25 protein-coding genes, 1 other RNA gene and 1 pseudogene are annotated in these 23,780 nt (G+C 71.1%); 14 read left to right on the top strand and 13 right to left on the bottom strand.

Features of this window, described 5'->3' with window-relative positions:
• Positions 1-102 precede the first annotated feature (102 nt).
• On the bottom strand, positions 103-3,456 hold the full coding sequence (locus R2J75_RS18945; RefSeq protein ID WP_316410802.1) for an NHL repeat-containing protein: 3,354 nt from the start codon (positions 3,454-3,456) through the stop codon (positions 103-105).
• 135 nt (positions 3,457-3,591) lie between these two features.
• Between R2J75_RS18945 and thrS the strand changes: the two genes are divergently transcribed.
• From thrS to rny, 10 genes and pseudogenes are all read left to right on the top strand, one after another.
• A complete protein-coding gene (thrS, locus tag R2J75_RS18940) occupies positions 3,592-5,505 on the top strand; it encodes a threonine--tRNA ligase (protein WP_243331834.1) in 1,914 nt (637 codons plus the stop codon).
• A 66-nt stretch (positions 5,506-5,571) separates the two neighbouring features.
• Positions 5,572-6,078, top strand: a pseudogene (gene infC, locus R2J75_RS18935) (translation initiation factor IF-3); the annotation flags it as partial.
• 130 nt (positions 6,079-6,208) lie between these two features.
• Positions 6,209-6,406 carry a 50S ribosomal protein L35 gene (gene rpmI / locus R2J75_RS18930; protein ID WP_243331831.1) on the top strand — a complete coding sequence of 66 codons (198 nt, stop codon included), beginning with the start codon at positions 6,209-6,211 and terminating at the stop codon, positions 6,404-6,406.
• Positions 6,407-6,507: 101 nt separating this feature from the next.
• A complete protein-coding gene (gene rplT / locus R2J75_RS18925) occupies positions 6,508-6,855 on the top strand; it encodes a 50S ribosomal protein L20 (protein ID WP_243331830.1) in 348 nt (115 codons plus the stop codon).
• 70 nt (positions 6,856-6,925) lie between these two features.
• A complete protein-coding gene (gene pheS, locus R2J75_RS18920; protein WP_243331828.1) occupies positions 6,926-8,020 on the top strand; it encodes a phenylalanine--tRNA ligase subunit alpha in 1,095 nt (364 codons plus the stop codon).
• Complete coding sequence (locus tag R2J75_RS18915; RefSeq protein ID WP_316410801.1) at positions 8,020-9,999, top strand: phenylalanine--tRNA ligase subunit beta; 1,980 nt, start codon at positions 8,020-8,022, stop codon at positions 9,997-9,999. Before pheS ends, R2J75_RS18915 begins: the two co-directional genes overlap by 1 nt.
• 63 nt (positions 10,000-10,062) lie before the next feature.
• Complete coding sequence (zapB, locus tag R2J75_RS18910) at positions 10,063-10,299, top strand: cell division protein ZapB (protein WP_243331823.1); 237 nt, start codon at positions 10,063-10,065, stop codon at positions 10,297-10,299.
• Positions 10,296-10,655 (top strand): cell division protein ZapA, encoded by a 360-nt coding sequence (zapA, locus tag R2J75_RS18905; RefSeq protein ID WP_243331821.1) that lies wholly within the window; start codon positions 10,296-10,298, stop codon positions 10,653-10,655. The genes zapB and zapA overlap by 4 nt, the downstream gene beginning before the upstream one ends.
• A non-coding RNA gene (gene ssrS / locus R2J75_RS20045) (6S RNA) lies at positions 10,653-10,824 on the top strand. Before zapA ends, ssrS begins: the two co-directional genes overlap by 3 nt.
• A 54-nt stretch (positions 10,825-10,878) precedes the next feature.
• Complete coding sequence (rny, locus tag R2J75_RS18900; RefSeq protein WP_243331819.1) at positions 10,879-12,498, top strand: ribonuclease Y; 1,620 nt, start codon at positions 10,879-10,881, stop codon at positions 12,496-12,498.
• A gap of 69 nt (positions 12,499-12,567) precedes the next feature.
• On the opposite strand, the gene R2J75_RS18895 is transcribed toward rny, so the two are convergent.
• From R2J75_RS18895 to R2J75_RS18885, 3 genes are all read right to left on the bottom strand, one after another.
• The gene (locus R2J75_RS18895; RefSeq protein ID WP_316410799.1) at positions 12,568-13,167 is read right to left on the bottom strand and encodes a hypothetical protein; all 600 of its coding nucleotides are present in this window, start codon (positions 13,165-13,167) and stop codon (positions 12,568-12,570) included.
• A gap of 56 nt (positions 13,168-13,223) precedes the next feature.
• Positions 13,224-13,511, bottom strand: coding sequence for a hypothetical protein (locus tag R2J75_RS18890; protein ID WP_243346474.1), 288 nt, complete (start codon positions 13,509-13,511; stop codon positions 13,224-13,226).
• 259 nt (positions 13,512-13,770) lie between these two features.
• Positions 13,771-15,138 (bottom strand): CPBP family intramembrane glutamic endopeptidase, encoded by a 1,368-nt coding sequence (locus tag R2J75_RS18885; RefSeq protein ID WP_316410798.1) that lies wholly within the window; start codon positions 15,136-15,138, stop codon positions 13,771-13,773.
• 35 nt (positions 15,139-15,173) lie between these two features.
• Between R2J75_RS18885 and R2J75_RS18880 the strand changes: the two genes are divergently transcribed.
• Positions 15,174-15,569, top strand: a complete 396-nt coding sequence (locus R2J75_RS18880) for an acyl-CoA thioesterase (protein ID WP_243331810.1) — start codon at positions 15,174-15,176, stop codon at positions 15,567-15,569.
• 7 nt (positions 15,570-15,576) lie between these two features.
• Positions 15,577-16,329 carry a hypothetical protein gene (locus tag R2J75_RS18875; protein WP_243331807.1) on the top strand — a complete coding sequence of 251 codons (753 nt, stop codon included), beginning with the start codon at positions 15,577-15,579 and terminating at the stop codon, positions 16,327-16,329.
• Between the two features lie 4 nt (positions 16,330-16,333).
• Here the strand turns inward: R2J75_RS18875 and nadA are convergent, their stop codons facing one another.
• On the bottom strand, positions 16,334-17,305 hold the full coding sequence (gene nadA / locus R2J75_RS18870; RefSeq protein ID WP_243331805.1) for a quinolinate synthase NadA: 972 nt from the start codon (positions 17,303-17,305) through the stop codon (positions 16,334-16,336).
• A 143-nt stretch (positions 17,306-17,448) separates the two neighbouring features.
• Between nadA and R2J75_RS18865 the strand changes: the two genes are divergently transcribed.
• Entirely contained in the window at positions 17,449-19,608 is a 2,160-nt protein-coding gene (locus tag R2J75_RS18865) for a glutamine synthetase III family protein (protein ID WP_243331803.1), read from the top strand.
• Here R2J75_RS18865 and R2J75_RS18860 read toward each other — a convergent pair.
• Positions 19,578-20,354, bottom strand: a complete 777-nt coding sequence (locus tag R2J75_RS18860; protein ID WP_316410797.1) for an NRDE family protein — start codon at positions 20,352-20,354, stop codon at positions 19,578-19,580. The genes R2J75_RS18865 and R2J75_RS18860 overlap by 31 nt on opposite strands.
• Before the next feature lie 90 nt (positions 20,355-20,444).
• On the opposite strand from R2J75_RS18860, the gene R2J75_RS18855 reads away from it, so the two are divergent.
• The gene (locus R2J75_RS18855) at positions 20,445-21,053 is read left to right on the top strand and encodes a Maf family protein (protein WP_316410796.1); all 609 of its coding nucleotides are present in this window, start codon (positions 20,445-20,447) and stop codon (positions 21,051-21,053) included.
• 3 nt (positions 21,054-21,056) lie between these two features.
• On the opposite strand, the gene R2J75_RS18850 is transcribed toward R2J75_RS18855, so the two are convergent.
• Genes R2J75_RS18850 through R2J75_RS18820 form a run of 7 tightly spaced genes read right to left on the bottom strand, consistent with a single transcriptional unit; the run spans position 21,057 to position 23,778 of the window.
• A complete protein-coding gene (locus tag R2J75_RS18850) occupies positions 21,057-21,242 on the bottom strand; it encodes a cbb3-type cytochrome oxidase assembly protein (RefSeq protein WP_316410795.1) in 186 nt (61 codons plus the stop codon).
• A gap of 1 nt (position 21,243) precedes the next feature.
• Complete coding sequence (locus R2J75_RS18845; RefSeq protein WP_243331796.1) at positions 21,244-21,426, bottom strand: hypothetical protein; 183 nt, start codon at positions 21,424-21,426, stop codon at positions 21,244-21,246.
• Between the two features lie 9 nt (positions 21,427-21,435).
• Entirely contained in the window at positions 21,436-21,570 is a 135-nt protein-coding gene (locus R2J75_RS18840; RefSeq protein WP_279341992.1) for a hypothetical protein, read from the bottom strand.
• A gap of 3 nt (positions 21,571-21,573) precedes the next feature.
• Positions 21,574-21,978, bottom strand: a complete 405-nt coding sequence (locus R2J75_RS18835) for a hydrogenase iron-sulfur subunit (protein ID WP_279341991.1) — start codon at positions 21,976-21,978, stop codon at positions 21,574-21,576.
• Positions 21,979-23,211: a cytochrome b N-terminal domain-containing protein gene (locus R2J75_RS18830; RefSeq protein WP_243331794.1), complete on the bottom strand. Its 1,233-nt coding sequence runs from the start codon at positions 23,209-23,211 to the stop codon at positions 21,979-21,981.
• 8 nt (positions 23,212-23,219) lie between these two features.
• On the bottom strand, positions 23,220-23,486 hold the full coding sequence (locus R2J75_RS18825) for a hypothetical protein (protein ID WP_243331791.1): 267 nt from the start codon (positions 23,484-23,486) through the stop codon (positions 23,220-23,222).
• 4 nt (positions 23,487-23,490) lie between these two features.
• A complete protein-coding gene (locus tag R2J75_RS18820) occupies positions 23,491-23,778 on the bottom strand; it encodes a hypothetical protein (RefSeq protein ID WP_243346469.1) in 288 nt (95 codons plus the stop codon).
• Between the last annotated feature and the right edge of the window lie 2 nt (positions 23,779-23,780).

The following is a 23,780-nucleotide window of genomic DNA, read 5'->3' as shown; positions in this document are numbered from 1 at the left end:
GCTAGGCGGGGCGGAACACCGTCCGGTACCGCTGGGGATTCCGATCTTGCGCCCATGGCCGCCTCCAAGGCTGAAAACCGTCGATGCTCCAGGCCCCGGCGCTCAGTGGAAGTGGATCCGCATGACGGCGCTTCCGTCCGAGAAGAAGATGTCGCCGGTCTGGGGATCCAGGACCAGGTCCCGGGGCTGGCCGAGGAAGCCGGGGACCGGTCCCTCCTCCAGACCCATCTGGGCCAGGCGTCCGAAGGGGGTCGTGACGATGCCCTCCGGCGTGACCTTCCGGATGGCGCTGGCGCCCTCGTCCGCGACGAGGATATCCCCGCGAAGGGTCACGGCGACGCCGGCGGGTTTCACGAACACCGCCCGGGCGCCGACGCCGTCCTGGGCCCCAGGGGGGATGGGGTTCCCGGCGACGGTCCGGACCGCGGTGGTGGTGAGATCCACGGCGCGGAGGGTGCGGTTTCCCCGCTCGGTCACATAGAGGGTGTTCCCCTGGAGGGCCAGGCCGCAGGGTTGCTTGAACCGGGCATCCAGGCCGGGGGCATCCACATAGCCGGGCGTGTCCGGGGCGCCGGCCAGGGTCGTCACCGTGCCGTCGGTCCCCAGCCTCCGGATCACATGGGCCTCGGCGTCCGCGATGTAGACGACGCCGGCGGCGTCCTGCGCGAAGCCTTCGGGGGCCCTGAACCGGGCCAACGCCACGGGGCCATCGACGGTCCCCTTGTCCGTGGCCTCCCCCGCCAGGGTGCCGACCTGGGGATTCTGGACGTCCAGGGGCAGGGTGCGGAGGGTGCCATTCAGGGGGTCGCTGATCAGAAGGCGACCCGGGCCGAGGAGCAGCCCTTTCGGCTGGCCGAACAGGGCCCCGCCCAGGGCTGGGCCGTCCAGGGTGCCGGCCGTGTTCGCCTGGCCCGCGAGGGTCTGGACCTGCCCGTCCGGTCCGATGCGCCGGATCAGGTTGGAAGCGGTGTCCGCCACATAGAGGGTGCCGTCGCCCTCCCGGGCGAGTCCGGACGGACCGGAGAAGGTCGCCGTGCCCGCATCCCCGTCCTGCCACCCAGCCTGGGGCCGGCCATGTCCGGCGAACAGCTGCACGCCCGAGTTGGGGAAGAAGGAGCGAAGGCTGTTGTTGTTCACATCGGTGAAGACCAGACGGCGGTCCGGGAGGTAGGCCAGGTCCTGGACGCCGTCCACCTGGGCCGTGACGCCGGGTCCATTGACATAGCCCGCGGTGCCGGAGCCGAACAGGGTCGTGGTGGCTCCCGATCCGGGGTCCACCTTGCGGACGCGGTTGTTCCCCCTGTCGGCCACGGTCAGGGTCCCATCCAAGGGGTTGAAGGTGATGCCCATGGGCGTGTTGAAGCGGACCTCGGTCCCAGTCCCCGCGTCCACCCAGCCGGCCTCGCCGGCCCCGCCGGCGAGGGTCCGAACAGGACCCTCGGTTTGGATCACGCGGATGGTGTGGGTGGAGGTGTCGGTCACATAGAGGTTTCCGGCGCCATCCCGGGCCATGCCCCCGAGGGACCCGAAGCCCGCGTCGAGGCGGTTGAGGGCGTCCGAGCTGGTTCCGCTTCCGGAGCCCGCATACGTGGTCACTTCCTGGGTGGGGCTGACCCAGCGGATCCGGGCGCCGCTCTCCGTGCTGTCGATGAAGTACAGGCCTCCATCGTCCGTGGCCACCAGGGCCGTGGGGTTCCGCAGCCGAGCCTGCATGAAGGGCCCGTCCGTGTCGCCCGGGCTGCCCGCGAGGCCCGCCCACGTCCTCACGGTCCCCTCCTGGATCCGCCGGATCACGTGTCCGCCTGGGTCCGCCACGAACAGGGCGTCATGGTAGCGGGACCAGGCGAGGGCCACGGGGCTGACGAACCTCGCCTCGGCGACGGGCCCATCCAGGCTGCCCGGGACCAGGGGGTCGCCGGCCAGGGTCGTCACGGCCCGGGTGAGGTCGATCATGCGGATGGCGTGGGCGTCCGGATCCGCCACGTAGAGGTTGCCCACGGCGTCCACGGCGAGGCCTCCCGGCCGGAGGAAGAAGGCCCTTTGGCCGGACCCGTTCCGGGTGCCTGCCCCGTTGGGGAACCCGGCCACCCGTTCAATGGCGGCGGCCTCGACCCGGCAGGTCCGGGTGGCCTGGGCCCCGGCGGCGTTGGTCACGGTGAGGGTGAAGGTGGTGCCGGTCTGCAGGGGGGCGGTGGTCAGGGCCTCGCCCGCGCGGATGGCGAGTCCGCCGGGGTCCACGGTGGCGGACCCGTCCGCGAAGGCCGCCTGGAGGATCGCGGGAGCCTGGGTGCCCACCAGGTCGTTCACCGCCTGGAAGCTGGTGATGGACGGGGGCGCCACGGCGGTGAGTTCGCGGACATAGGTGACCGTGCCGTCGGTGCACATGAGCACGACGGACCCCGGGGCCACGGGGGTGAAGGCGATGGTGGGGGAACCGTTCCCGCTGTCGAGGGTCGCGTTGATGAGGGTCCAGGCGAGGGGCGTCCCCGGGGTGGCGGCGGCGGCCTGGGCGGAGGCGCCCAGCCCCGCGGTCACGAAGGCGGGGGCCGTGATCAGGGGGGCCGGCAGGACCTGGACGGTGCGGGAGGCGGTGGTCTGCTGGCCGAAGGCGTCGGTCAGGGTGCAGCGGAGCAGCAGGCTCCCCGGATCGCCGGCCGTGAAGGTGAGGGCCGGCGTCCCCGCCCCGGCGGTGATCTGGCCGCCGGTGATCTCCCACGCGTACGTGCTTCCGGGCTGGCTGGGCACCCAGGCCCCCAGCCCGGTCTCCCCCGCGAAGGCGGTGGCTGGGGCGGTGAGGGTGAGGGACGTGGGCAGGGGGATCACCGTCACGGCGCGGAAGACCCAGGGCGTCTGGCGGCCCGCGGCATTGAGGGCGGCGCAGCCCAGGACCAGGGTGCCCGGAGCCCCGGCCCGCAGGGCCACCTCCGGGGTGTCGGCTCCGGCGACCAGGGTGCCGCTCCCCTGGAGCGTCCAGCGGTAGGTGAGGCCGGCCGCGGGGTCCACGTGGAAGGTCGCGGGGGCCTGTTCGACCAGGGTCTCGGAGCCCCCCAGGATCACGGGGGACACGGGGGGCGGGACCACCTGGAGGGTGGTCTGGCGTGTTTCGCTGCGTCCATCCGGTGCGAGGACCGTGAGGACATAGGTGGTGGTGACCGCGGGGCTGACGGCCAGGGGCAGGCCCGAGCCGATGGGGCCCAGCCCCTGGACGAAGCCTTCCCCCGTGAAGGTCGCGAGGAGGGACGTGGTGTCCCCCGCGGTGATGAGCGGCGTGCCCGGGGCGAAGGCCTGGATGAGGGGCGGGGGTTCGGGCCCCTGGAGGCCCGACCGGTCCACGCTGCGGCAGGAAGCCAGGAGGAAGGGGAGCAGGAGGACGAGGAGTACCTGGAACCATGCGAACAACCGACTGGGCCCATTGACGGGGGCCTGGCGGGGAAAGAGGTCGGACGCGTTGAGCATGGGGGCTCCGGGGTATAACAAATAATTTATAATCTAGGCCGGAGCAGGCCGGGCGCAACCGGGGGACCTCCGGGAAACGAACCCGGGCGGGGGCCCGGCTTTGCGTTAAACTGGACGTTTGACGACGAGGTCCCGATGCCTGTTTCCGTGCGCCTTCCCGACGATTCCATCCGCCAGCTGCCGGATGGGGCGACTGGTGCGGACCTGGCCGGAACCATCAGCCCCCGCCTCCTGGACGCGGCCATCGCCGCCCGGGTGGATGGCAAACTCAAGGATCTCAAGGCCCCCCTGCCCGAGGGCGCCCAGGTGGCCATCGTGACCCCCAAGGACCCGGACGCCCTGGAGGTGATCCGCCACTCCACCGCCCATCTGCTCGCCCAGGCGGTGAAGCGGCTCTTCCCCCACGCCAAGGTGGGCATCGGTCCCGTGATCGAGGACGGCTTCTACTACGACTTCCAGGTGGACCCCTTCTTCACGCCCGAGGACCTGGGCCGCATCGAGGACGAGATGCGGAAGATCGCCGCCGAGGCCGTCCCGGTGCGCCGGGAGGAGCTGGCGCGGAGCGCCGCCATCGCGCGCTTCGAGGCCATGGGCGAGGGCCTGAAGGTGGAGCTCGTCTCCGACATCCCCGAGGGCGAAACGATCACGGGCTACAGCCAGGGCGACTTCTACGACCTCTGCCGCGGCCCCCACGTGCCCGACACCGGGAAGATCAAGGCCTTCAAGCTCTTCAACACCGCCGCCGCCTACTGGAAGGGCAGCGAGAAGAATGCCCAGCTCTGCCGCATCTACGGCACGGCCTTCCACACCCAGAAGGAGCTCGACGAGCACCTGAAGATGCTGGAGGAGGCCCGGGCCCGCGACCATCGCAAGCTCGGGAAGGAACTGGGGCTCTTCAGCTTCCACCAGGAGGCCCCCGCCTCGCCCTTCTTCCACCCCAAGGGCACGGTGGTCTACAACGAGCTGGTCAACTTCATGCGCAGCCTCTACCTGAAGCAGGGCTACGCGGAGGTGATCACCCCCCAGGCCATCGACGTGCACCTGTGGAAGACCAGCGGCCACTACGACCACTACCGCGAGAACATGTACTTCACGACCGTGGACGAGCGGGAGTACGCCCTCAAGCCCATGAACTGCCCCAGCCACTGCCTGATCTACGGCAACGGGCGGCATTCGTACCGGGACCTGCCCATCCGCTACGCCGACTTCGGGCGCCTGCACCGGTACGAGCGCTCAGGGGTGACCCATGGCCTGACCCGGGTCCGGACCTTCTGCCAGGACGACGCCCACATCTACTGCGCGCCGGAGCAGATGAAGGAGGAGATGGCCTCCTTCCTGGCCTTCATCAAGAACGTCTACGACACCTTCGGCTTCCACGAGCTGCGGGTGGGCCTGTCGACCCGGCCCGCGGAGCGCCTGGGCGCGGACGAGATCTGGGACCACGCGGAGGAGGCCCTGGCCTCGGCCCTGCGCGAGGCCGGCATGCCCTTCCACATCAACGAGGGGGACGGCGCCTTCTACGGCCCCAAGATCGACTTCCAGGTGCTGGACGCCCTCAAGCGCCCCTGGCAGCTGGGCACCCTGCAGGTGGACTACTCCATGCCCACCCGGTTCGGCCTCATCTACGTGAAGCAGGACGGCACCGAAGGGGTGCCCGTCATGCTGCACCGGGCCATCCTGGGCAGCCTTGAGCGCTTCATGGGCATCCTCATCGAGCACTGCGCGGGCGCCTTCCCCACCTGGCTGGCCCCCGTCCAGGTGGCGGTCCTGCCCATCACCGACCGGGCGCACGACTACGCGCGCGTCATCCGCGAGCGGTGCCTGGACCTCGGGATCCGGGTGGAGCTGGACCTGCGCAACGAGAAGGTCAACGCCAAGATCCGGGAGGCCCAGCTCCAGAAGATCCCCTACATGCTGGTCCTCGGCGACCGCGAGGCGGCCGCGGGCACCGTGTCCGTGCGGCACCGCAGCCTCGGGGACCAGGGTGCCCGTCCGCTTGATGCCTTCCTCGAGGATCTGGTCCGGGAGATCCGGACGAGGGCGCGCTGAAGTTTCCTTTATTTTTCCGGGATTTGCTGTTAACATCACTTTCCTTGCATTCATGGGGAGGACCGTATCCGAGCCAACGAGACACGCATCAACGATGGCATCCGCGCGCCGGAAATCCGCGTCATCGGCGAAGACGGAACGCAGCTGGGCGTCATGACGCCCCACGAAGCCGTCCGGATCGCCGAGGCCAAGGGTCTCGACGTGGTCGAGGTCTCGCCCACGGCCAACCCCCCGGTCTGCCGGATCATGGACTACGGCAAGTACAAGTTCATGGAAGCCAAGCGGGAGCACGCCGCCCGCGCCAAGCAGAAGAACATCGTGGTCAAGGAGGTGAAGTTCCGCCCCCGCACCGACGACCACGACTTCGACTTCAAGGTGAAGCACATCCTCCGGTTCCTGGAGGAAGGCGACAAGGTCAAGGTGGTGGTCATGTTCCGCGGCCGCGAGGTCGTGCACCGGGACATCGGCTACCGGATCATTGAAGACGTCCTGGCCCGCATCGGCGAGAAGTGCATCGTCGAGAAGCCCGCCGGCATCGATGGCCGCGACATGCACGCGATCATCATTCCCCGGCCGGTGGAGCAGGTCAAGAAGCCGAAACCCCCTGCCAAATCCCCAACTCCCCAGGCCGAGGCCCCCGCCGAAGCCGAAGGAGCGAAGGCCGCCGGATCGATCTGATCCACTCAACGTCCCCGAGGTAGTCATGCCTAAACTCAAGACCCACAAGGGCGCCCAGAAGCGCTTCAAGAAGACCGGCAGCGGTCTCTTCAAGCGCGGCTGCTCCCACCAGCGCCACATCCTGACCAAGAAGGCCAGCAAGCGTAAGCGCCAGCTGGACATGGGCGGCATGGTTGACAAGGCCGATCTCGGCCGCGTCAAGGACATGCTCCCCTACGCCTAACCGGCCGTCAGGAAAGCCAAGGACCCCGGCGGCCGTTGCCGCCCCCATAGTGGCCATCCAAAACCCCAGGTGAAGGGGTTGCCACGAGGAAAGGAAGAACGATGACCCGAGTCAAACGCGGTTTCAAGCGTGTCCAGCGCCGCAAGCGCATGATGAAGTTCGCCAAGGGCTTCTACGGCGCCAAGTCCCGCCTCTACCGGAGCGCGAAGGAAGCCGTCGAGAAGGCCCTGCTCTACAGCTACCGCGACCGCAAGGTGCGGAAGCGCGATTTCCGCCGGCTCTGGATCGTGCGCATCGGCGCCGCCTGCCAGATGAACGGGATCTCCTACTCCCGCTTCATGGGCGGCCTGAAGAAGTCCAGCATCGACCTGGACCGCAAGATCCTGGCCGACCTCGCCGTCCGCAACCCGGAGGCCTTTACCAAGCTCGTGGCCGTGGCCAAGGGCTGAGCGAAGCAACAGACATCGCAGCAGACCGGAAGGCCGCATTCGCGGCCTTCCTCTGTTTAGGGGAACCCCAATGGAAACCACCCTCCTGCCACCCGAGATCGAGGAAGCCCGACAGGCCTTCCCGGAGGCCCTGGCCGCCTGCGCCGACCTGGACGCCCTGCTGCGCCTGAAGGGGGCCTACGTGGGCCGCGAAGGCAGCCACGCCGCGCGGCTCATGGAACTGCTGAAGGCCGCCCCCAAGGAGCAGAAGCGCGAACTGGGCGCCGCGGCCAATGCCCTGAAGACCCAGTGGGAGGAGGGCCTCCGCACCCGCCAGGCCGAGCTGGAGGAGGCCCGCAAGCGCGCCGCGGCCCTGGCCAGCGGCTGGGATCCGACCCTGCCGCCGCCCGTGCCCGCCCAGGGCGCCCTGCACCCCCTGAACCGCCTCATGGACCGCCTCGTGGACGTCTTCCGCCCCCTGGGCTACCACGTGGAGGAGGGGCCCGAGGCGGAGACCGAGGAGCACAACTTCGACGGCCTCAACATCCCCGAGGACCACCCCGCGCGCGGCAGCGCGGACACCTTCTACTTCCGCCAGGGCGGGGGGCTCCTCCTCCGGACCCACACCAGCCCCGTCCAGGTGCGGGTGCTGAAGCGCATCGGAGCCAAGGGCCCCGACGGCCTCTCCGAGCTCGAGCGCTCCGGGGGCATCCGGTTCCTGGCCCCGGGCCGCGTCTACCGCAAGGACGAGATCGACCCCACCCACAGCCCCATGTTCCACCAGGTGGAAGGGATGCTCGTGGGCAAGGGCATCGGCATGCACCACCTGAAGGGCACCCTGAGCTACGCCATGAAGGCGCTCTTCGGGCCCGGCGCCGACGTGCGCTTCCGGCCCAGCTACTTCCCCTTCGTGGAGCCCGGCGCCGAGATGGACGTGCGGTGCCCCCTCTGCGGCGGCTCCGGCTGCCGCGTCTGCAAGGGCTCGGGCTGGGTCGAGCTCCTGGGCGCGGGCCTCATCCATCCCAACGTGCTGGCCTACGCCGGCATCGATCCCGCGGTGTGGAGCGGGTTCGCCTTCGGCATGGGGGTGGAGCGCACCGCCATGATGGTGAGCCAGACCCCGGACCTGCGGCTCTTCTTCGAGAACGACCAGAGATTCCTCAATTCCATGGGAGGGCTGGACTGATGCTCATCGAACTCGGCGCACTCAAGCGGGAACTCCCCGCGCTGGAGGGCAGGCCCGTCCAGGACGTCTGCGAGCTGCTCGCGGGGCTCGGCTTCCCCGTGGACGGGGTCGAAGAGCGCGACGGCTCCTGCATCCTCGAAGTGGACATCACCGCCAACCGCGGCGACGCCCAGTCCCACCGGGGCATGGCCCGGGACCTGGCCGCCAGGCTCGGCGCGCCCCTCGTGCCGGTGGACGCGGCCCCCCTCGTCGAGGGCGAGCCCCTGCTGCCCATCCGCCTGGAGGCGGGCGCGGCGGGTCCCCTCTACGCCACCGCCGTGCTGGAGCTGGGCCGCCCCCAGGGCACCCCCGCCGACGTGAAGGCCTTCCTCGCCGCCATGGGCGCCGGGGCCAAGGACCTGCCCGCCGTGGACGCCTCCAACGAGCTGCTGCACCGCTACGGGCATCCCTCCCACGCCTTCGACGCGGACCGCATCCAGGGGCACCTCTGCGTGCGCTGGGCCCGGGAGGGCGAGACCCTCGTGACCCTGGACGGCGTCGAGCGCAAGCTGACCCCCAGGGACCTCCTCGTCGCCGACGCGGCGGGCCCCGTGGCCCTGGCCGGCGTCATGGGCGGCGACGGCACCAAGGTGACCCCGGAGACGAAGCGCGTCCTCCTGGAAAGCGCCTGGTTCGATCCGCGCACGGTGCGGGCCATGGCCCACCGCCACGGCCTCCACACCGACGCCGGCGCCCGCTTCGGCCGCGGCGCGGACCCCGCCATGGCGCGGGTGGCCCGCGACCTGCTCGCCCATCGTCTGGTTGCCTGGGCTGGCGCCCGCCTTGTGGGCGCCTGGACCGTGGGCGAGGGGCCGGCCCCCAAGGCGCCCATCGTCCTGCCCGCCGCCATGGTGACCCGGGTCGCCGGCCATCCGGTGGATCCGGAGCAGGCCGCCGGCTTCCTCCGGGCCCTGGGTTGCACGGTGGAGTCCCTGGCCGATGGGTGGCGGGTGATCCCCCCCACCTGGCGCCACGACCTCGCCATTCCCGAGGACCTGGCCGAGGAGGTGCTGCGCCTGGTCGGCTATGAAAGCATTCCCGCCATCCTGCCGCCCCTGGACAGCTCCCCCGCGCCCCTGGACCCGGGCTACCTCAAGCGCCGGAAGCTCGCCGCGCGCCTCGCCAGCCTGGGCTTCCAGCAGACCGTGACCCTGGGCTTCCAGGATCCCAAGGAGGCGGAGGACGGGCACCCCATGGGGGACGACCCGGCCCGGCGCACCCTGGGCAACCCCCTGGGCGAGGATTATTCACTCATGCGCGGCACCCTCCTGCGCAGCCTGGACAGCGTCGCCCGCCTGAACCTGGAGCGGGGGGCCCGGGAGGTGCGGTTCTTCGAGATCGCCCCCGTGTTCCGGGCCACGCCCGCCGGCCTGACCGAGACCTGGACCCTGGGCCTCGTGTGGGGCGGGGAGATGGGCGGCGAGGATCCCCTGACCCCCCCGCGGAAGCTGGGCGGGCCCGAGGGCCGGAGCCACCTGCTGGGCGTGCTCAAGGCCCTCGGCGTGCCGGAGGCGGCCCTGGCCGGCTTCGACCGCTGGGCGCTCACCGGCTGGGAGGCCGGCTCCGAAGTCGGCCTGGGCTGGCACGTGGAGCTCCCCCTGTCCGACCTGCCGGACGCGGGCGAGCGCGTGATCGCCAAGTTCAAGCCCTTCAGCCGGTTCCCTGTCGTCCAGCGGGACCTCAGCCTCCTGGTGGGCCTGGACCAGGCCTACGCGGCCCTGCACGGGGCCCTGGCCGCCGCCCTGGCGGACACCCCCCTCCTGGACCTGCGCTGCGTGGACGTGTTCCGCCACAAGAGCCTGCCCCAGGGCCGGCAGGCCTGGCTGGTGCGCCTCCGCTTCCAGGCCATGGACCGGACCCTCACCGGCGAGGAGGTGGACGGATGGGTCCAGGCGGCCCTGGCCGCGGCCCGGGGCCTCGGCGCCGAGCTGAGGGCCTGAGGCGGAGAAAAGGGGCGCCGCGCCCCCCCGCAGCATCTAGAATGGAACCCCAAGGCGGATGTCATGGATGTGCTGAAACAACTCGAGACCAAGCTTCAAGCCCTGGTGCAGCAACGCAACCTGTACCGGGACGAGCTGGCGGCCCTGAAGGCCGACATGGGCACGAGCGATGAGGAACTGAGGACCCTGCGCCGCCGCGTGGAAGACCTGCAGGCCGAACAGGCGACTTGGCAAAAGGAGCGGGACGGCATCCGCAAGCAGGTGGAAACCATCCTGCAGATGGTCGAGGGTCTGGAATGACGGCACCCCAGGAGGTCCAGCTGGAGGTCCTGGGCCGGACCCTCCGCCTCCAGTCCACCGCCGACCCCGGCGACCTGGACCGGGCCAAGTCGATCCTGGAAGACACCTTCCGCGACATGGAGCGGGCCTATGAGCTAAGATGGGGGGTGCCCCCCACGGCCCTGGACACGTCCACCTGGCTGTTGATGGGGGCCCTGAACCTGGCGCACCGTTCGGCGCGTTTGGAGCAGGACCAAAGTCGGCAGACACAGGACCTGGAACTCACCCTCAGCAAGCTTCTGGATGATGTTCCGGACGAGGAGAACCCCGAGGACGGCCCCCTCTTCCAGGGCCGGACCGAAGGGACTGACATCTGATCCCTGCGAGGCCCGTGAGACGGCCAAGCGCTTGTTCCGTAATTTGCCCAGGGATGCCTTCCCTCCGGCCTTGTGCGTTCCGCGCGACGGCGCGCCTTAAACCGGAGTTCTGGCAGCCCCCCTACTTGCTAGGGAACACGGCAAGCCTCCACGACTGAGCGGGGATCCCCTTCGACCCACGGATCCGTCTGCCGACGCCTCCCCCACCCTCCGGAGAGACGTCATGCACCCCTTGGATTGGATCTGCCTCATTCTGGCCCTCGCGGCCGCAGCCGGTTTCTTCTACCAGTTCCGCAAGGCCCAGAAGGCGGTGGTGGACGTGACCCAGGCCACGGCCAAGGCTGAGGCCGAGCTGCGGGCCGAGCGTGAACGCCTCCTCGGCGAGGCCGAGAAGGAGGCCGGGAAGATCGTCCAGCGGGGCCAGCGGGAAGCGGAGGCCCTGAAGAAGGAGGCCGAACTCAAGGCCAAGGAACAGGCCCTCCAGGCCCGGCAGGAAGCTGAGAAGCTGGCTAACGAGCGCATGCAGACCCTGGACAAGCAGGAGCAGCGCCTCCAGACCAAGGAGGACAGCCTCGACAAGAAGCTCGCCCAGGTGGACCAGAAGACCAAGGAGATCGAGCTCAAGACCGAGCGGGTCAAGGAGGAGCAGGAGAAGTTGACCGGCCTCCAGGTCGAGCACAAGCGCCTGGTGGAGGAGCAGGGCCGCCGCCTGGAGGAGATCGCCGGCCTGTCCCGGGAGGACGCCAAGGCCGAGCTGATCGCCCAGCTGGAGTACACGGCCAAGATGGACAGCGCCAAGCTGGTGCGCCGCATCGAGGACGAGGCCCAGGAGGAGGCCCAGAAGCGGGCCCGGTGGACCATCACCTCCGCCATCCAGCGCCTGGCCTCGGACGTGGTCGCCGAGACGGCGGTCAGCTCTGTCCAGCTTCCCAGCGATGACCTCAAGGGCCGCATCATCGGCCGCGAGGGCCGGAACATCCGGGCCCTGGAGAAGGCCACCGGCTGCGACCTCATCGTGGACGACACCCCCGAGACGATCGTCGTCTCCAGCTTCGATCCCATCCGCCGCGAGGTGGCCCGGCAGGCCATCCTCAAGCTGCTGGCCGACGGCCGCATCCACCCCGCCCGCATCGAGGAAGTGGTGGAGAAGACGAAGATCGACATGGACCAGCACCTCAAGGAGCTGGGCGAATCCACGGCCATCGGGCTGGGCTTCCCCGATGTCCACCCCAAGCTGCACAAGCTGATCGGCCGCCTCAACTACCGCACCAGCTACGGCCAGAACGTCCTGGAGCACACCAAGGAGGTGGCCCGCATCGCCGAATACATGGCCGCCGAGCTCGGCGCCGACCAGAAGCTGGCCCGCCGCGCCGGCCTGTTCCACGACATCGGCAAGGCCATCGACCGCGAGGTGGAGGGCACCCACATCGAGATCGGCATGGAGCTCCTCAAGCGCTTCGGGGAGAAGGACCCCGTCATCCACGCCATGAGCTGCCACCACGGGGACTTCGAGCCCAAGACGGTGGAGGCCATGCTCATCACTGCCGCCGACGCCCTGAGCGCCGCCCGCCCCGGCGCGCGCCGCGAGATGCTCGAGACCTACGTGAAGCGCCTGGAGGCCCTGGAGGCCATCGCCAACAGCTACAAGGGCGTCCAGAAGAGCTTCGCCATGCAGGCGGGCCGCGAGATCCGCATCATGGTGGACGCCGGCCAGGTGAACGACGACCAGGCCTTCTGGCTCGCCAAGGACGTCACCAAGCGCATCGAGGGCGAGATGCAGTACCCCGGCCAGATCAAGGTCACCGTCATGCGCGAGACGCGGGCGGTGGAATACGCCCGGTAGACGGACCCCGTCCGCCGCGCTTCCGGCCCCCGCGGCGCCCCCTCCGGGGCGCCGCGGGGGCCGGGCCCGTCAGGGCGGCAGCCGGAAGGTGAAGCCCAGGTCCACCGTGGCGAGGGTGCGGCCGCCGGCCCGGGTCCAGTGGCAGCCGAGGTTGACGCCCCACCGGGCGTCCAGCTCCAGGCCGGCGCCGGCGGTGAAGGCGAGCTGGAGCCCCGTGGACGTGGTCACCCAGGTGGTGGCCAGGACCGGGTTCCGGTTGTCGGCGGCCGCCTCCACGGCGGGCCGGGCCCGCGCGGACCCCAGGTAGGCCTGGGCGCCGGGGCCGGCCCAGACGTAGGGCCGCCGCGGGAGGTCGCGCCACTGGTAGCGGTAGGCGACGTCGAGGCCGGGCGCGAAGAGGAAGGCGGTCCCGGCGGGCGGGTCCGGGGTCTCCGGCACGCGCCGTCCCGAGAACCAGCCCAGGGTGATCCGGGACCGCAGCCCGTGGCCGCCGCCCAGGTCCCGCTCGCCGACGCCGGAGAAGCCGAGGCCGGCGTGGGAGGTGTAGAACTGCGCGAGGGGGCCCGTGGGCTGGAGGAGGGTCACCTCGGAGGAGGTGCGGCGCGCGGGGGGGTCGGCGCCCTGGAGGGACAGGGCTGCCGCCGCCGCGGCCCATGCGGCATGTCTCATGGGGAGGGACTCCCGGAAGGGGGGGCCGCCCCGCGGGGCGGGACGGCCCCGGGGGTTCAGCTGCGGGGGATCCGCCGGTACCAGGGGCCCCGGTCGGTGTGGATGCCGTTCTTTCGGTCGATGGAGTCTTCGGTTCCGGCCTGGGCGGCCTTGCCGAGGGCGCCGGCGGCGGCGATGGGGAGGCCGAGGGCGGCGCCCGCGGCCGCCGCGCCGGCCCCCGCCGCGACTTCAAGGAGATCCCTGCCGAGGAAGGGTTTGCCTTCACGGCCGAAGACCTTGCTGATTTCCGACCAGAGGGAGCCGCCCGTGACATGGGCCAGGTCCTGGGATTGCATGCGATGCATGGGTACAGCCTTTCAAAAGGAATGGAAAAGGCATTCATGAATGGTGGGGGTGAGGGGCGATCGCGGACCCAATGTCGGTCGGCGAACCACGGCGGCAAGGGGGCCCCCGGGGACCATGGGCCATTCACGAATTGCCAAGTCCTGCCGGCCCTGGGGGTTGCCGGATGCGCCCGGCCGGGCACGCCCGGCCAAGCTCCGCGCAGCGAGGAAATGGATCCAGGACGGACTTTTTTGGGGGGACGGACCCGGCCCTTCCCGCTCAGACCAGCAGGCGCATGGCGAGGAAGATGCCGCCGTTCCAGAGCCCGTGCACGAGGATGGAGGTGAGCAGGTTGCCGGTGCGCAGGTAGGCCATGCCGAGGACGATGCCCAGGGTGCCCAGGGTGGGCATGCCCAGGGGCTGCATGTGCATGGCGCCGAAGGCCAGGCCGGAGACCACGACGGCCAGGTGCCAGCCGGCGCGGGGGCCCATGCGGGCGGCGAGGCGCTCTCCGAGCCAGGGGAGGAGGAACCCGCGGAAGAGCACCTCCTCGAACACGGGCGCCGCGACGGCCACGGTGAGGAAGGTCATGGCCACGGCCAGGGGGCCCCGGGTGCGGGCCAGCATCTCCATCAGCTCCTTCTGCGGGGGCTGCCCGTGGGGCATGACGGGGGCGAGGGCGATGTTGGCGGCGGCCACCGCCGTGAAGGCCAGGGCCAGGAAGCCGAGGCCGGACAGGAGGGCCCGCCCGTGGCGGCCCGGCGCGAGGCGGCGGGCCAGGTCGGCGGGGGTGAGGTCCTCCGCCCAGCACAGGTAGGCGAGGCCCAGGGCCGCATGGGCGCCGTAGCTGAGGGGCAGGAAGAGCGGCCTCAGGAAGGGGAGGGGCAGGAGGAGGAGGTTGATCACCTGGCCCGTGAGGAGGTGCGTGGCGAACCAGGCCAGGAGCACGATCACCAGGGCCCGGCCGGACATGCCGAAGCGCGGGTGGGGCGAGGGCCTGGCGCGGAAGAGGGCGAGGAAGGCGATGAAGGCGAGCCCCGCCAGGAACAGGAGGCCCATGCCCAGGCCCGCGGCGACGAGGCCGAGGGCGCGGGGCGCGGCCCAGGCGGCGGCCTTCGCCTCCAGCGGGGCCGGATCGCCGCCGGCCCGGGCCGCGGCGCGGGCCTCGAGGATCCACCCCGCGTAGCCCTCGCCCAGGGCCCGGCGCACCCGGGCGGCGTCGATGCGGGAGAGGGGCGTCCCCTGGCCGCGGTAGGCCCAGGCGAGGTGGGCCCGGAAGAGGTCGCCCACCTCGCCCGGGGCGGCGCCGGCCAGGTCCGCGGCGAGGTCCAGTTCGCCGCGCTCCCCGGCGTGGACCGCGAGGACCGCGCGGTCCCAGCCCTGGAGGTCGCGGTCGACGAAGGCCTCCACGCCCCGGCCCTGCGGGGCCGCCAGGGCCGTCCACGTGCTGAGCACCCTGGGGGAGGCGAGGGCGGCGTCCGCCAGCATGCCCTGGAGCTGCACGCGCTCCGCCGGTTTCGCCGCGGCCCTGGACCGGCCCCGCGTCCCCGCCGCCGACACGACCGCGAGGAGCAGGAGGAGGGTCAGGATGAGCGGGTCCGCCCAGGTCCGGTCCGGGTTCCAGGGGGCGCGGCCAGGTCTGTCCATGGATACAGGATGATACATTGGGGGAAGGAGGCGCCATGCCCTTTTCCCTGCCCATCGATGTCCGGTTTTCCGACGTGGACGCCCTGGGGCACGTGAACCACGCGATGTTCATCGTCTACCTGGAGCACGCCCGCACCCGCTGGTGGGCGGGGTACCTGGATGGGCGGCCCTTCTCCGAGGAAGGCTTCTACATCGCCCATGTGGAGATGGACTACCGCAAGCCCATCCACCTCGGCGACGCGGTCCAGGTGGAGGTCCGCTGCGTCCACGTGGGGAACACCTCCTTCACCCTCGCCTACCGCGTGACCCGCGGCGGCGACCGCGTGGTGCTGGCCGAAGGGCAGACCGTCCAGGTCATGGTGGACCTGGCCACGGGCAGGCCCCGCCCCATCCGGCCCCAGACCCAGGCGTGGCTGCAGTCGCAGGTGTGAGGGGACGATGAAGCTGGGAACGGCCGTCTGGCGCGAAGGGCGGGTGGAGCGGCGGGCCCTGGTGGCGCCGCTGCCCGAGGGCGGGCGCGTGGTGGACCTCAACCGCCTCGAGCACCTGCGCCTCGCGAAGCTGGGCGAGGGGCGCCCCGAGACCCTGGCGGAGGCGCTGGTCCCGGCCAGCCTGCGGCGGGTGCTGGAAGGGGGGCCGCGGGCCCTGAACCGGGCGCGCCAGGCCCTGGCCTACGCGCTCAAGTGGGAGGCCCGCACGGGGCTGCCCATCGAGCTGGCCCCGCCGGTGGAGACGGTGACCTTCCTGGCCTGCCTCCCCGATCCCGTCTCCATCCGGCGCTGGGACGGCACCCGCCTGGATCCCGCGACCCTGGGCGGGCCCGGGGCGGTGCTGGGCCACGCGCCGGCGCCCACCCTCGCCTGGGTGGGCCTGCCCGGAGGCGCCTGCGCCGGCTGCTGCCTGGCCGTGGATGACGGCCGGGGGCCCGTGCTGGGCGCCTGGCTGGACCTGGACCTGACCTGGGAGGGCAGCCTGGTGGTCACGGCGGCGGGCCGGACGCGCCGGGTGCCGCTGGACACCTGGCGGGAGCTCAGCCCGGTGGAACCGCTGGCGGCCGAGATCATCCTGGCGCCGACGCCCGCCTTCCCCTTCGCGCACCTGGAACCGGGGGCCGAGGTCGCCATCCTGGGGCCCGGCGAGCGGCTGGAGCTGCGCCTGGACGCGCACCCCGTCCACCCCCGGGTGCAGTGAAGGCTCAGCCGAGGGCCAGCATGCGCTCCACGGGCCCGAGGGCCTTCAGCCGGAGCGCCTCGTCGAGGACGATCTCCGGCTGGAGGTCGCGCAGGGCCAGGTAGAGCTTCTCGAGGCTGTTGAGCTTCATGTAGGGGCAGAGGGCGCAGTTGCAGCCGCTGTCCGCGGGGATGGGCACGAGCTCGGCGTCCGGGCGGGCCTTGCGCATCTGGTGCAGGATGCCGGCCTCGGTGCCGACGATGAAGGTGCGCCCGGGCGCCTTGGCCACATAGGCGAGCAGGGCCGCGGTGGAGCCCACGAAGTCGGCCATGCGGCTGACGGTGGCGTCGCATTCGGGGTGCACGATGACCTTGGCGTCCGGGTGCCGGGCCTTGAGCTGGGCCACCCGGTTGGCGGTGAACTGCTCATGGACGATGCAGAAGCCCGGCCACAGGACCAGGTCGCGGCCCGTCTGCCGCATGACCCAACGGCCCAGGTGGCGGTCCGGGGCGAAGATGAGTTTCTGATCCTTCGGGAAGCTCTCCACCACGCGCACGGCGTTGGAGCTGGTGCAGATGATGTCGGAGTGGGCCTTCACGCCGGCGGAGCAGTTGATGTAGCTGACCACCTTGTGGTCGGGGAACTGCTGCTTCCAGGCGCCGAAGGCGTCGGCGGGGCAGCGGTCCGCGAGGCTGCAGCCCGCGTCCAGGTCGGGGATCACCACGCGCTTGCCCGGGTTGAGGATCTTGGCGGTCTCGGCCATGAAGTGGACGCCGCAGAAGGCGATGACGTCGGCCCCGGTCCTGGCGGCCGCCTGCGAGAGCTGGAGGCTGTCCCCGACGAAGTCGGCCAGGTCCTGGATCTCGGGCTCCTGGTAGTAGTGGGCGAGGATGACGGCGTTGCGCTCCCGGCGCAGGCGCGCGATCTCCGCCGCCAGGTCCAGGGCGGGATCGATGCTTTCCAGGTCGGGGACGTAGGGGAGGGTCGGCGCGCTCATGGGCCCATTGTACCGCGTCCTCCCAGCCCTTCCCGGGCGCCCGGGCGGTTTGTTCCCTTGAGGCGGGGGCGGGGGACGCCTATGCTGGGCCAGCATCAAACCGCCACCGGTACTTCTCCGTCGGTCCATCCCCAGGAGGGCTCATGACCACAGGGCAAACCGTCAAGGGAACTGACATCCGGAGGCTGGACCAGATGAAGGCCAGCCGCTACTTCGGATGCAACACCTTCAATGAAAGGACCATGCGGGAGTGCCTGCCCCGGGAGGTGTTCAAGGCCCTGCGGGCCAGCCTCCGGCGGGGCGAACCGCTCGCGCCCGAGACGGCCCAGGGCGTGGCCCAGGCCATGATGGCCTGGGCCCTGGAGCACGGGGCCACCCACTTCACCCACTGGTTCCTGCCCATGACCGGGGCCACGGCGGAGAAGCACGACGCCTTCATCGGCTGGGACGAGCCCGGCGTGGTCATCGAGAAATTCAGCGGGGCCCAGCTCATCCAGGGGGAGCCCGACGCCAGCTCCTTCCCGTCCGGTGGTCTGCGCGCCACCTTCGAGGCCCGGGGCTACACCGTCTGGGACGCCACCAGCCCGGCCTTCCTGATGGAGAACCCGCTGGGGACGACCCTCTGCATCCCCACCGCCTTCGTGGGGTACCACGGCGAGGCCCTGGACAACAAGCTGCCCCTGCTGCGGTCCATGGAGGCCGTCGGCAAGGCCGCCCTGCACGCCCTCGGCCACTTCGAGCGCAAGGCCACGGCGGTCATCCCCCAGTGCGGGCCCGAACAGGAATATTTCCTGGTGGACCTGGAGCTGGCCCGGCAGCGGCCGGACCTCACCTTCGCCAACCGCACCCTCCAGGGCGCCCGCCCCCCCAAGGGGCAGGAGCTGGAGGACCACTACTTCGGCAGCATCAAGGAGCGGGTGCTGGGCTTCATGCAGGAGGTGGAGCTGGCCTGCTTCAAGCTGGGCATCCCCGCCAAGACCCGGCACAACGAGGTGGCCCCCAACCAGTTCGAGCTCGCCCCCATCTACGAGCCGGCCAACCTCGCCTCGGACCACAACCAGCTCCTCATGGAGATCCTGAAGGGCGTCGGCGAGCGCCACGGCCTGGCCGTGCTCCTCCACGAGAAGCCCTTCGCGGGCATCAACGGCAGCGGCAAGCACGTCAACTGGAGCATGGCCACCGACGAGGGGCACAACCTCCTGGATCCGGGCCGGACGCCGGCGGAGAACCTCCAGTTCCTCTACTTCCTGGGCGCCGTCCTGAAGGCCATCCACCGCCACGGCGGCCTCCTGCGGGCCGCCATCGCCTTCGCGGGCAACGACCACCGCCTGGGCGCCAACGAGGCGCCGCCGGCGATCATGAGCGTCTACCTGGGGACCCAGCTCAGCGCCATCCTCGACGCCATCGAGCGGGGCGACGTGGCCGAGGCCACCGAGAAGCAGCTCCTCGACCTGCGCCTGGGCAGCCTCCCCGCCCTGGAGAAGGACGCCACCGACCGGAACCGCACCAGCCCCTTCGCGTTCACGGGGAACAAGTTCGAGTTCCGGGCCGTGGGCAGCTCCCAGGCCATCGCCTTCCCCCTGACGGTCATCAACGCCGCCGTCGCCGAGGCCCTGGACGCCATGAACGTCCGGATGGACGAGGAAATGGCCGCCGGGAAGCCCACGCGGGCCGCGGCCATGGCGGTGATCCGGGAGGCCGTCACCGCCACCCGCGCCATCCGGTTCGAGGGCAACGGCTACGCGGAGGCCTGGGCCCAGGAGGCGGAGCGCCGCGGCCTGCCCCACGCCCGCGACACCGTGGCCGCGCTGCGCATCTGGGAGGAGCCCGCGAGCCAGGAGGTCTTCGCCCGGGCCGGGATCCTCACCCGGGAGGAGCTGGAGGCCCGCGTCCACATCCGCCACGAGCAGTACCAGAAGGCCATCGCCATCGAGGCCCAGGTGCTGCGCGAGATGGCCGAGACCCTCCTGCTGCCGGCGGTCATGGACGACCTGGCCGCCCGGGCCGACGCCCTGGCCAAGCTGGCCGCGGCCGGCGTCCCGGCCCCCGAGTCCCTGCGGGCCGCCCTGGCCACCCAGGCCAGGCTCGCGGGGGTGGCCCAGGACCGCCTCGCCGCCCTCAAGGAGGCCATGGTGGCCGCCGACGCCCGGGAGGACCTGCACGCCCGAACCGAGGCCTTCGGCGGCCCCGTCCGCCACGCCCAGGAGCTGCTGCGGGACGTCCTCGACCAGCTCGAGAAGGACTGCGCCGCCTCCCGCTGGCCGATCCCCGTCTACCGGGAGCTGCTCGCGCCGCTGATCTGATCCGGCCCCCGGGCCAGCAGGGTGGGCTCCGGCCGGGCGCCGGGGCCCGCCCCGCGCTCCTCCAGGAGCACCCCGCCCCGGGCGTCCCGGAGGACGACCGTGGAGGCCCGGGTGCCGTAGTCCGGCGAAGCCACGAAGACGGCGGAGAGCATGCGCTCCCAGGCCAGGCTCACCCCCGTCGCGGGCAGGAGGGGGTCGGGCACGATCTCCCGGTCCCCCAGGAGGGTGAAGAGGCCCTCGCGTCCGGGGAGGGCGCCCAGGGCTGCGCGGAAGGCCTCCTTGGCCCGGGTCAGCTTGGGCCAGGGCGTGTCCAGGAGGTGGTTGGAGACGCCGTAGACGCCCGGCTCCAGCCGCCGGGGCGGCCCGTCCCGGTTGGTGGCGTACCAGAGCTCGTCCCGGTCGGCGACCAGCAGGTTGAACCCGGAATGGCGCTCCGGCTCCAGGGCCGCGGCGTAGGCCCCCGGCGGCGCGTCGCCGAGGAGGAAGGCCCGGGTGAGGCCGCCCCGGGAGAGGGCGCCCCTGGGGGCGCCCGGCTCCCGCACGTTGGTGACGGCGGCGAACCGCCCGTCCTCGCGGATCCCCAGCCAGGTTCCCCCGGCCTCCAGGTCCCGCCCGGCGAGGACCCGGGGGTCCCCGGGCCAGGGCGCCGCCGCCGCCGTGGGCCGGGCGTAGAACTCGTCCCGGTTGGCGGCCACCACCAGGGGGAAGTCGGGGTGGGCCTTCCAGGCCACCAGGATCAGGCACATGCGCCCAGTCTGGCAGAGCCCGGGACGGATTTCGCGTTCGCCGCGGGCGCCATTGATGGGAAGATCGAAGACTGCGCGCCGGTCATGCCCATGGATCACGAAATCACCCTCCACGTCGAGCCGCCCATCCTCGCGTCCGCGTCCCCGCGGCGCCGCCAGTGGATGGAGGCCCTCCGCATCCCCTACGAGGTCTGGGCCCCCGACGTCGACGAGACCCCCCTGCCCGGGGAGGACCCCGAGGCCATGGTGGCGCGCCTGGCCCGGGCCAAGGCCGAGATCGTCGGCATGGTGAACCCCGGGCGGTGGGTCATCGCGGCCGACACCACGGTGGCCTGCGACCACCACAACCTGGGCAAGCCGGTCGACGAGGCCGACGCCGCGCGGATGATGGCCCTCATCCAGGGCCGGGCCCACCAGGTCCACACGGGCCTCTGCCTGCGCCGGGACCGGGAGTGCCACGTCCTCGTGGACACCGCCCAGGTCTTCCTGAGGCCGGTCAGTCCCGCCCAGGCCCGCTGGTACGCGGCCACCGGCGAGCCCAGGGACAAGGCCGGGGCCTACGCCATCCAGGGCATCGCCGCGCTGTTCGTGGAGCGCATCGAAGGCAGCTTCGCGACGGTGATGGGCTTCCCCGTGGAGCGGTTCGCCGAGCTGGCGGGCCGGCTCGGACTCCTGAAGTACTGGATCGGGATGCCCTGAGGCTCAGTCCCGGGGGGCGGTGCGCCCCTTCTTGGGATTGAAGTCCTCGAGCATGCGGAACTTCACCCCCTCGACGTCCTGGAACTGGCCGTCGCGGATGGCCCACAGGGCGAAGAGCACGAAGCCGGCGGCGAAGGCGAGCCCGACGGCGGTGAAGACGATGATGAGGGTCCAGTTCGGGGTTTCCATGCTAGTTCGCCACCAGGAAAAGGTCGAACTTCCAGGCCAGGAAGAGCGGCACGAAGAGCATCAGGACGAAGAACAGGATCATCTGGGCGAGGAACCGGTTCTCCTTCAGGATCCGGAGGAGGGAGACGGTGTCCTCGTCCTCCCGGGGCCGGGCGTGGGTTTCGGGATCGGGGGGCAGGGTCACGGGTTCACCTCACTTCTCGGCCACTTCGCCGAACAGCCCGACGAGGTAGAGGAGTCCGAAGAAGAACACGTAGAAGAGCAGGTAGCGGAGCATCACCACGTAGTCCACGGGGCGCGCCTCGGCCTTCTTCGCGGGGGCGGGCATGGTTCACTCCTCCTGGGCGGGGCGGGCGTCGAGGCCCGCCTTGAATTCGGCTAGGGCGGCGAGGAAGGCGGTGCGGTCCTTCATGGTGACGAAGAACATGCCCACCTTCCGGCGGTCGGTGGTCTTGCGGAGCTTGGGGCTGCGCTTGCCTTCGAGGCGCTCGCGGATCATGAGGTTCCCGGTCCGGTAGTGGCAGTCCCCGATGGCGCATCCGCACACGAAGGTGGCGTCGGCGCCCTTGGCCAGGGCCGTCTCCAGGAAGGTGGGCTTGACCATCCCCGAGCAGGGGACGATCACGACCTTCGTGTCCGGGTCGTCGAGGAGGGCCTTCCCCCCGTCGAGCATGTATTCCAGGGGCAGGCTGCGTTCGCAGACGAATCCGATGATGGTCTTCTTCGCGTCGGACATTCAGGCTCCCTTCTTCACGAGGTCCAGCAGGTCGGCCTCGAGGGTCTTGGAATGCAGCTCCGGCAGCTCGATGGCCTGGAAGGGGCACGCCCCGACGCAGATGCCGCATTCGCTGCACCTTGCCGCCTGGACGACGGCGATCTGCTTGAACTTGCTGCCCGGGGCCCGGTCGACCATCGTGATGGCCTCGAAGGGGCAGTCCTGGCTGCAGAAGGTGCACCCGGTGCACTTGGCCTCGATCACCTCGGCGATGTTGGCCCGGCGGTCCTTGGGGTAGAAGGGGGCCACGCACAGCAGGAGGGTCGCGCCGCCGAGGATGAGCCAGGTCCAGGTCACCCCCACGTTCTGGACGAGCCAGTAGGGGAACATGTACCAGGCGTCGTAGCGGATGGTGTCGACCAGGGTGCCGATCTGCGCCGGGGCGTCGCTGGCCACGTAGAGGGCCTGGGCGGCGATCCGGGGGTCCGCGGCGTACTTCTGGAGCAGCTCGCGGGTGATGTTGATGGCCGGGAGGGTGCCCGCGGCGACGAGGATGAAGCCCAGGACCATGAAGTTGGTGGCCCGGCTGGGGGTCGCCACCGGCTGCTTGAGCCGGATGAAGTGCATCCACACCAGCAGGAAGATCAGGACCGCGCCGCCGACGTGGAAGAAGAGGAACCGGGTGAGGGTGTAGTCCGTGATGCCGTCGCCCCCGACCAGGAAGCGGGAGAGGGCTGCGCCCGCCACGGGCACGGCCTCCAGGAGGCGCTGGGTGGCGACGACGATGTAGTAGGCCCGGGCGTCCCAGACGAGGAGGTAGCCCGTGAGCCCCACGAAGAGCACGAAGGCCAGGAGGGCGACCCCGGTCACCCAGGGCAGCCAGCGCCAGCTCCGGTGGCGGTCCGTGAAGTAGACCCGGAGCATGTGGAGGATCGTCGTGATCATCATCCCCGCGGCGCCCCAGCGGTGGATGCCGCGCACCACGGCGCCGTAGGGGATGCCGGCGGCCTCGTTGACGGGATCGCCCGGGACCGGCAGGGCCGAGATGTAGTTCACGCTGGACCAGGCGCGGTCCAGGGTGGGGATGTAGTACATCCACAGGAGGATCCCCGAGAAGATGAGGAACCAGAAGATGTAGAGCGGAAGGGCGCCGTGGAAGTAGAGGGGGTTGTGCTCCTGGGTCGTCAGGAAGTTGACGACCTTCTCGAAGCTGACCGTGAGGCTCTTGGTGAGGCGCAGGAATTTGCGGTACATGTCGTCCCCTACTGGTCCACGGTGGTGGACGGGCGGCGCAGGTAGGCGGCGCCGACCTCGGCGAGGGCGGCGGCGACGAAGGCCCAGCCCAGCCACTTGATCACGTCGAACTGCCGGAAGGGCTCCTTGTTCGTCGTCTCCAGGACCAGGTCCTTGGGCACCGGGAGGCCCGGGGGCGGGCCGGCCTCGGTCAGGAGGCCGCGCCCGAGCAGGTACCCGAACAGGCCCAGCCCGGTCAGGAGGAAGATCACGCCGAAGACGGGTCGCTTGCGCATGGGATCACCGGGATTCAGGTTCGTGGCGGGGGAAGAAGCGGTTGGCCCAGCGTTCCAGGCGGGGGCGGGACCGGTTGAGCCGGCCCCGGGCCCGCTCCTCGGCGTAGACCACGACGGCCAGGGACGCGAGGAGGGCCAGGAGGGCGGTGAGGGCCAGGAGGATGCCGGCGTAGGTGAGGGCGCCGGGCGCGGCCTTGAAGGCGTTCCACCGGGAGAAGGTCGCGCTGAGCAGGACCACCGCCAGGGCGGAACCGGTCCACTTGCAGGCCTGGATGCGCCGGAGCTCCGTCATGG

It is taken from the genome of Mesoterricola sediminis (assembly GCF_030295425.1).
GTDB classification, from domain to species: Bacteria; Acidobacteriota; Holophagae; order Holophagales; family Holophagaceae; genus Mesoterricola; species Mesoterricola sediminis.
This window is presented reverse-complemented; position numbering and strand designations above follow the sequence as displayed.

What these genes read in the sequence shown, in the direction of transcription:
- zapA (WP_243331821.1), top strand. Translation starts at nt 10,296, where the DNA reads ATGACGGCACCCCAGGAGGTCCAGCTGGAGGTCCTGGGCCGGACCCTC.
- rplT (WP_243331830.1), top strand. Translation starts at nt 6,508, where the DNA reads ATGACCCGAGTCAAACGCGGTTTCAAGCGTGTCCAGCGCCGCAAGCGC.
- R2J75_RS18830 (WP_243331794.1), bottom strand. Translation starts at nt 23,211, where the DNA reads ATGTACCGCAAATTCCTGCGCCTCACCAAGAGCCTCACGGTCAGCTTC.
- R2J75_RS18885 (WP_316410798.1), bottom strand. Translation starts at nt 15,138, where the DNA reads ATGGACAGACCTGGCCGCGCCCCCTGGAACCCGGACCGGACCTGGGCG.
- R2J75_RS18840 (WP_279341992.1), bottom strand. Translation starts at nt 21,570, where the DNA reads ATGCCCGCCCCCGCGAAGAAGGCCGAGGCGCGCCCCGTGGACTACGTG.
- R2J75_RS18820 (WP_243346469.1), bottom strand. Translation starts at nt 23,778, where the DNA reads ATGACGGAGCTCCGGCGCATCCAGGCCTGCAAGTGGACCGGTTCCGCC.
- nadA (WP_243331805.1), bottom strand. Translation starts at nt 17,305, where the DNA reads ATGAGCGCGCCGACCCTCCCCTACGTCCCCGACCTGGAAAGCATCGAT.
- R2J75_RS18880 (WP_243331810.1), top strand. Translation starts at nt 15,174, where the DNA reads ATGCCCTTTTCCCTGCCCATCGATGTCCGGTTTTCCGACGTGGACGCC.
- R2J75_RS18895 (WP_316410799.1), bottom strand. Translation starts at nt 13,167, where the DNA reads ATGAGACATGCCGCATGGGCCGCGGCGGCGGCAGCCCTGTCCCTCCAG.
- R2J75_RS18855 (WP_316410796.1), top strand. Translation starts at nt 20,445, where the DNA reads ATGGATCACGAAATCACCCTCCACGTCGAGCCGCCCATCCTCGCGTCC.
- R2J75_RS18945 (WP_316410802.1), bottom strand. Translation starts at nt 3,456, where the DNA reads ATGCTCAACGCGTCCGACCTCTTTCCCCGCCAGGCCCCCGTCAATGGG.
- R2J75_RS18850 (WP_316410795.1), bottom strand. Translation starts at nt 21,242, where the DNA reads ATGGAAACCCCGAACTGGACCCTCATCATCGTCTTCACCGCCGTCGGG.
- rpmI (WP_243331831.1), top strand. Translation starts at nt 6,209, where the DNA reads ATGCCTAAACTCAAGACCCACAAGGGCGCCCAGAAGCGCTTCAAGAAG.
- R2J75_RS18835 (WP_279341991.1), bottom strand. Translation starts at nt 21,978, where the DNA reads ATGTCCGACGCGAAGAAGACCATCATCGGATTCGTCTGCGAACGCAGC.
- R2J75_RS18890 (WP_243346474.1), bottom strand. Translation starts at nt 13,511, where the DNA reads ATGCATCGCATGCAATCCCAGGACCTGGCCCATGTCACGGGCGGCTCC.
- R2J75_RS18875 (WP_243331807.1), top strand. Translation starts at nt 15,577, where the DNA reads ATGAAGCTGGGAACGGCCGTCTGGCGCGAAGGGCGGGTGGAGCGGCGG.
- rny (WP_243331819.1), top strand. Translation starts at nt 10,879, where the DNA reads ATGCACCCCTTGGATTGGATCTGCCTCATTCTGGCCCTCGCGGCCGCA.
- zapB (WP_243331823.1), top strand. Translation starts at nt 10,063, where the DNA reads ATGGATGTGCTGAAACAACTCGAGACCAAGCTTCAAGCCCTGGTGCAG.
- R2J75_RS18825 (WP_243331791.1), bottom strand. Translation starts at nt 23,486, where the DNA reads ATGCGCAAGCGACCCGTCTTCGGCGTGATCTTCCTCCTGACCGGGCTG.
- thrS (WP_243331834.1), top strand. Translation starts at nt 3,592, where the DNA reads ATGCCTGTTTCCGTGCGCCTTCCCGACGATTCCATCCGCCAGCTGCCG.
- R2J75_RS18865 (WP_243331803.1), top strand. Translation starts at nt 17,449, where the DNA reads ATGACCACAGGGCAAACCGTCAAGGGAACTGACATCCGGAGGCTGGAC.
- pheS (WP_243331828.1), top strand. Translation starts at nt 6,926, where the DNA reads ATGGAAACCACCCTCCTGCCACCCGAGATCGAGGAAGCCCGACAGGCC.
- R2J75_RS18860 (WP_316410797.1), bottom strand. Translation starts at nt 20,354, where the DNA reads ATGTGCCTGATCCTGGTGGCCTGGAAGGCCCACCCCGACTTCCCCCTG.
- R2J75_RS18915 (WP_316410801.1), top strand. Translation starts at nt 8,020, where the DNA reads ATGCTCATCGAACTCGGCGCACTCAAGCGGGAACTCCCCGCGCTGGAG.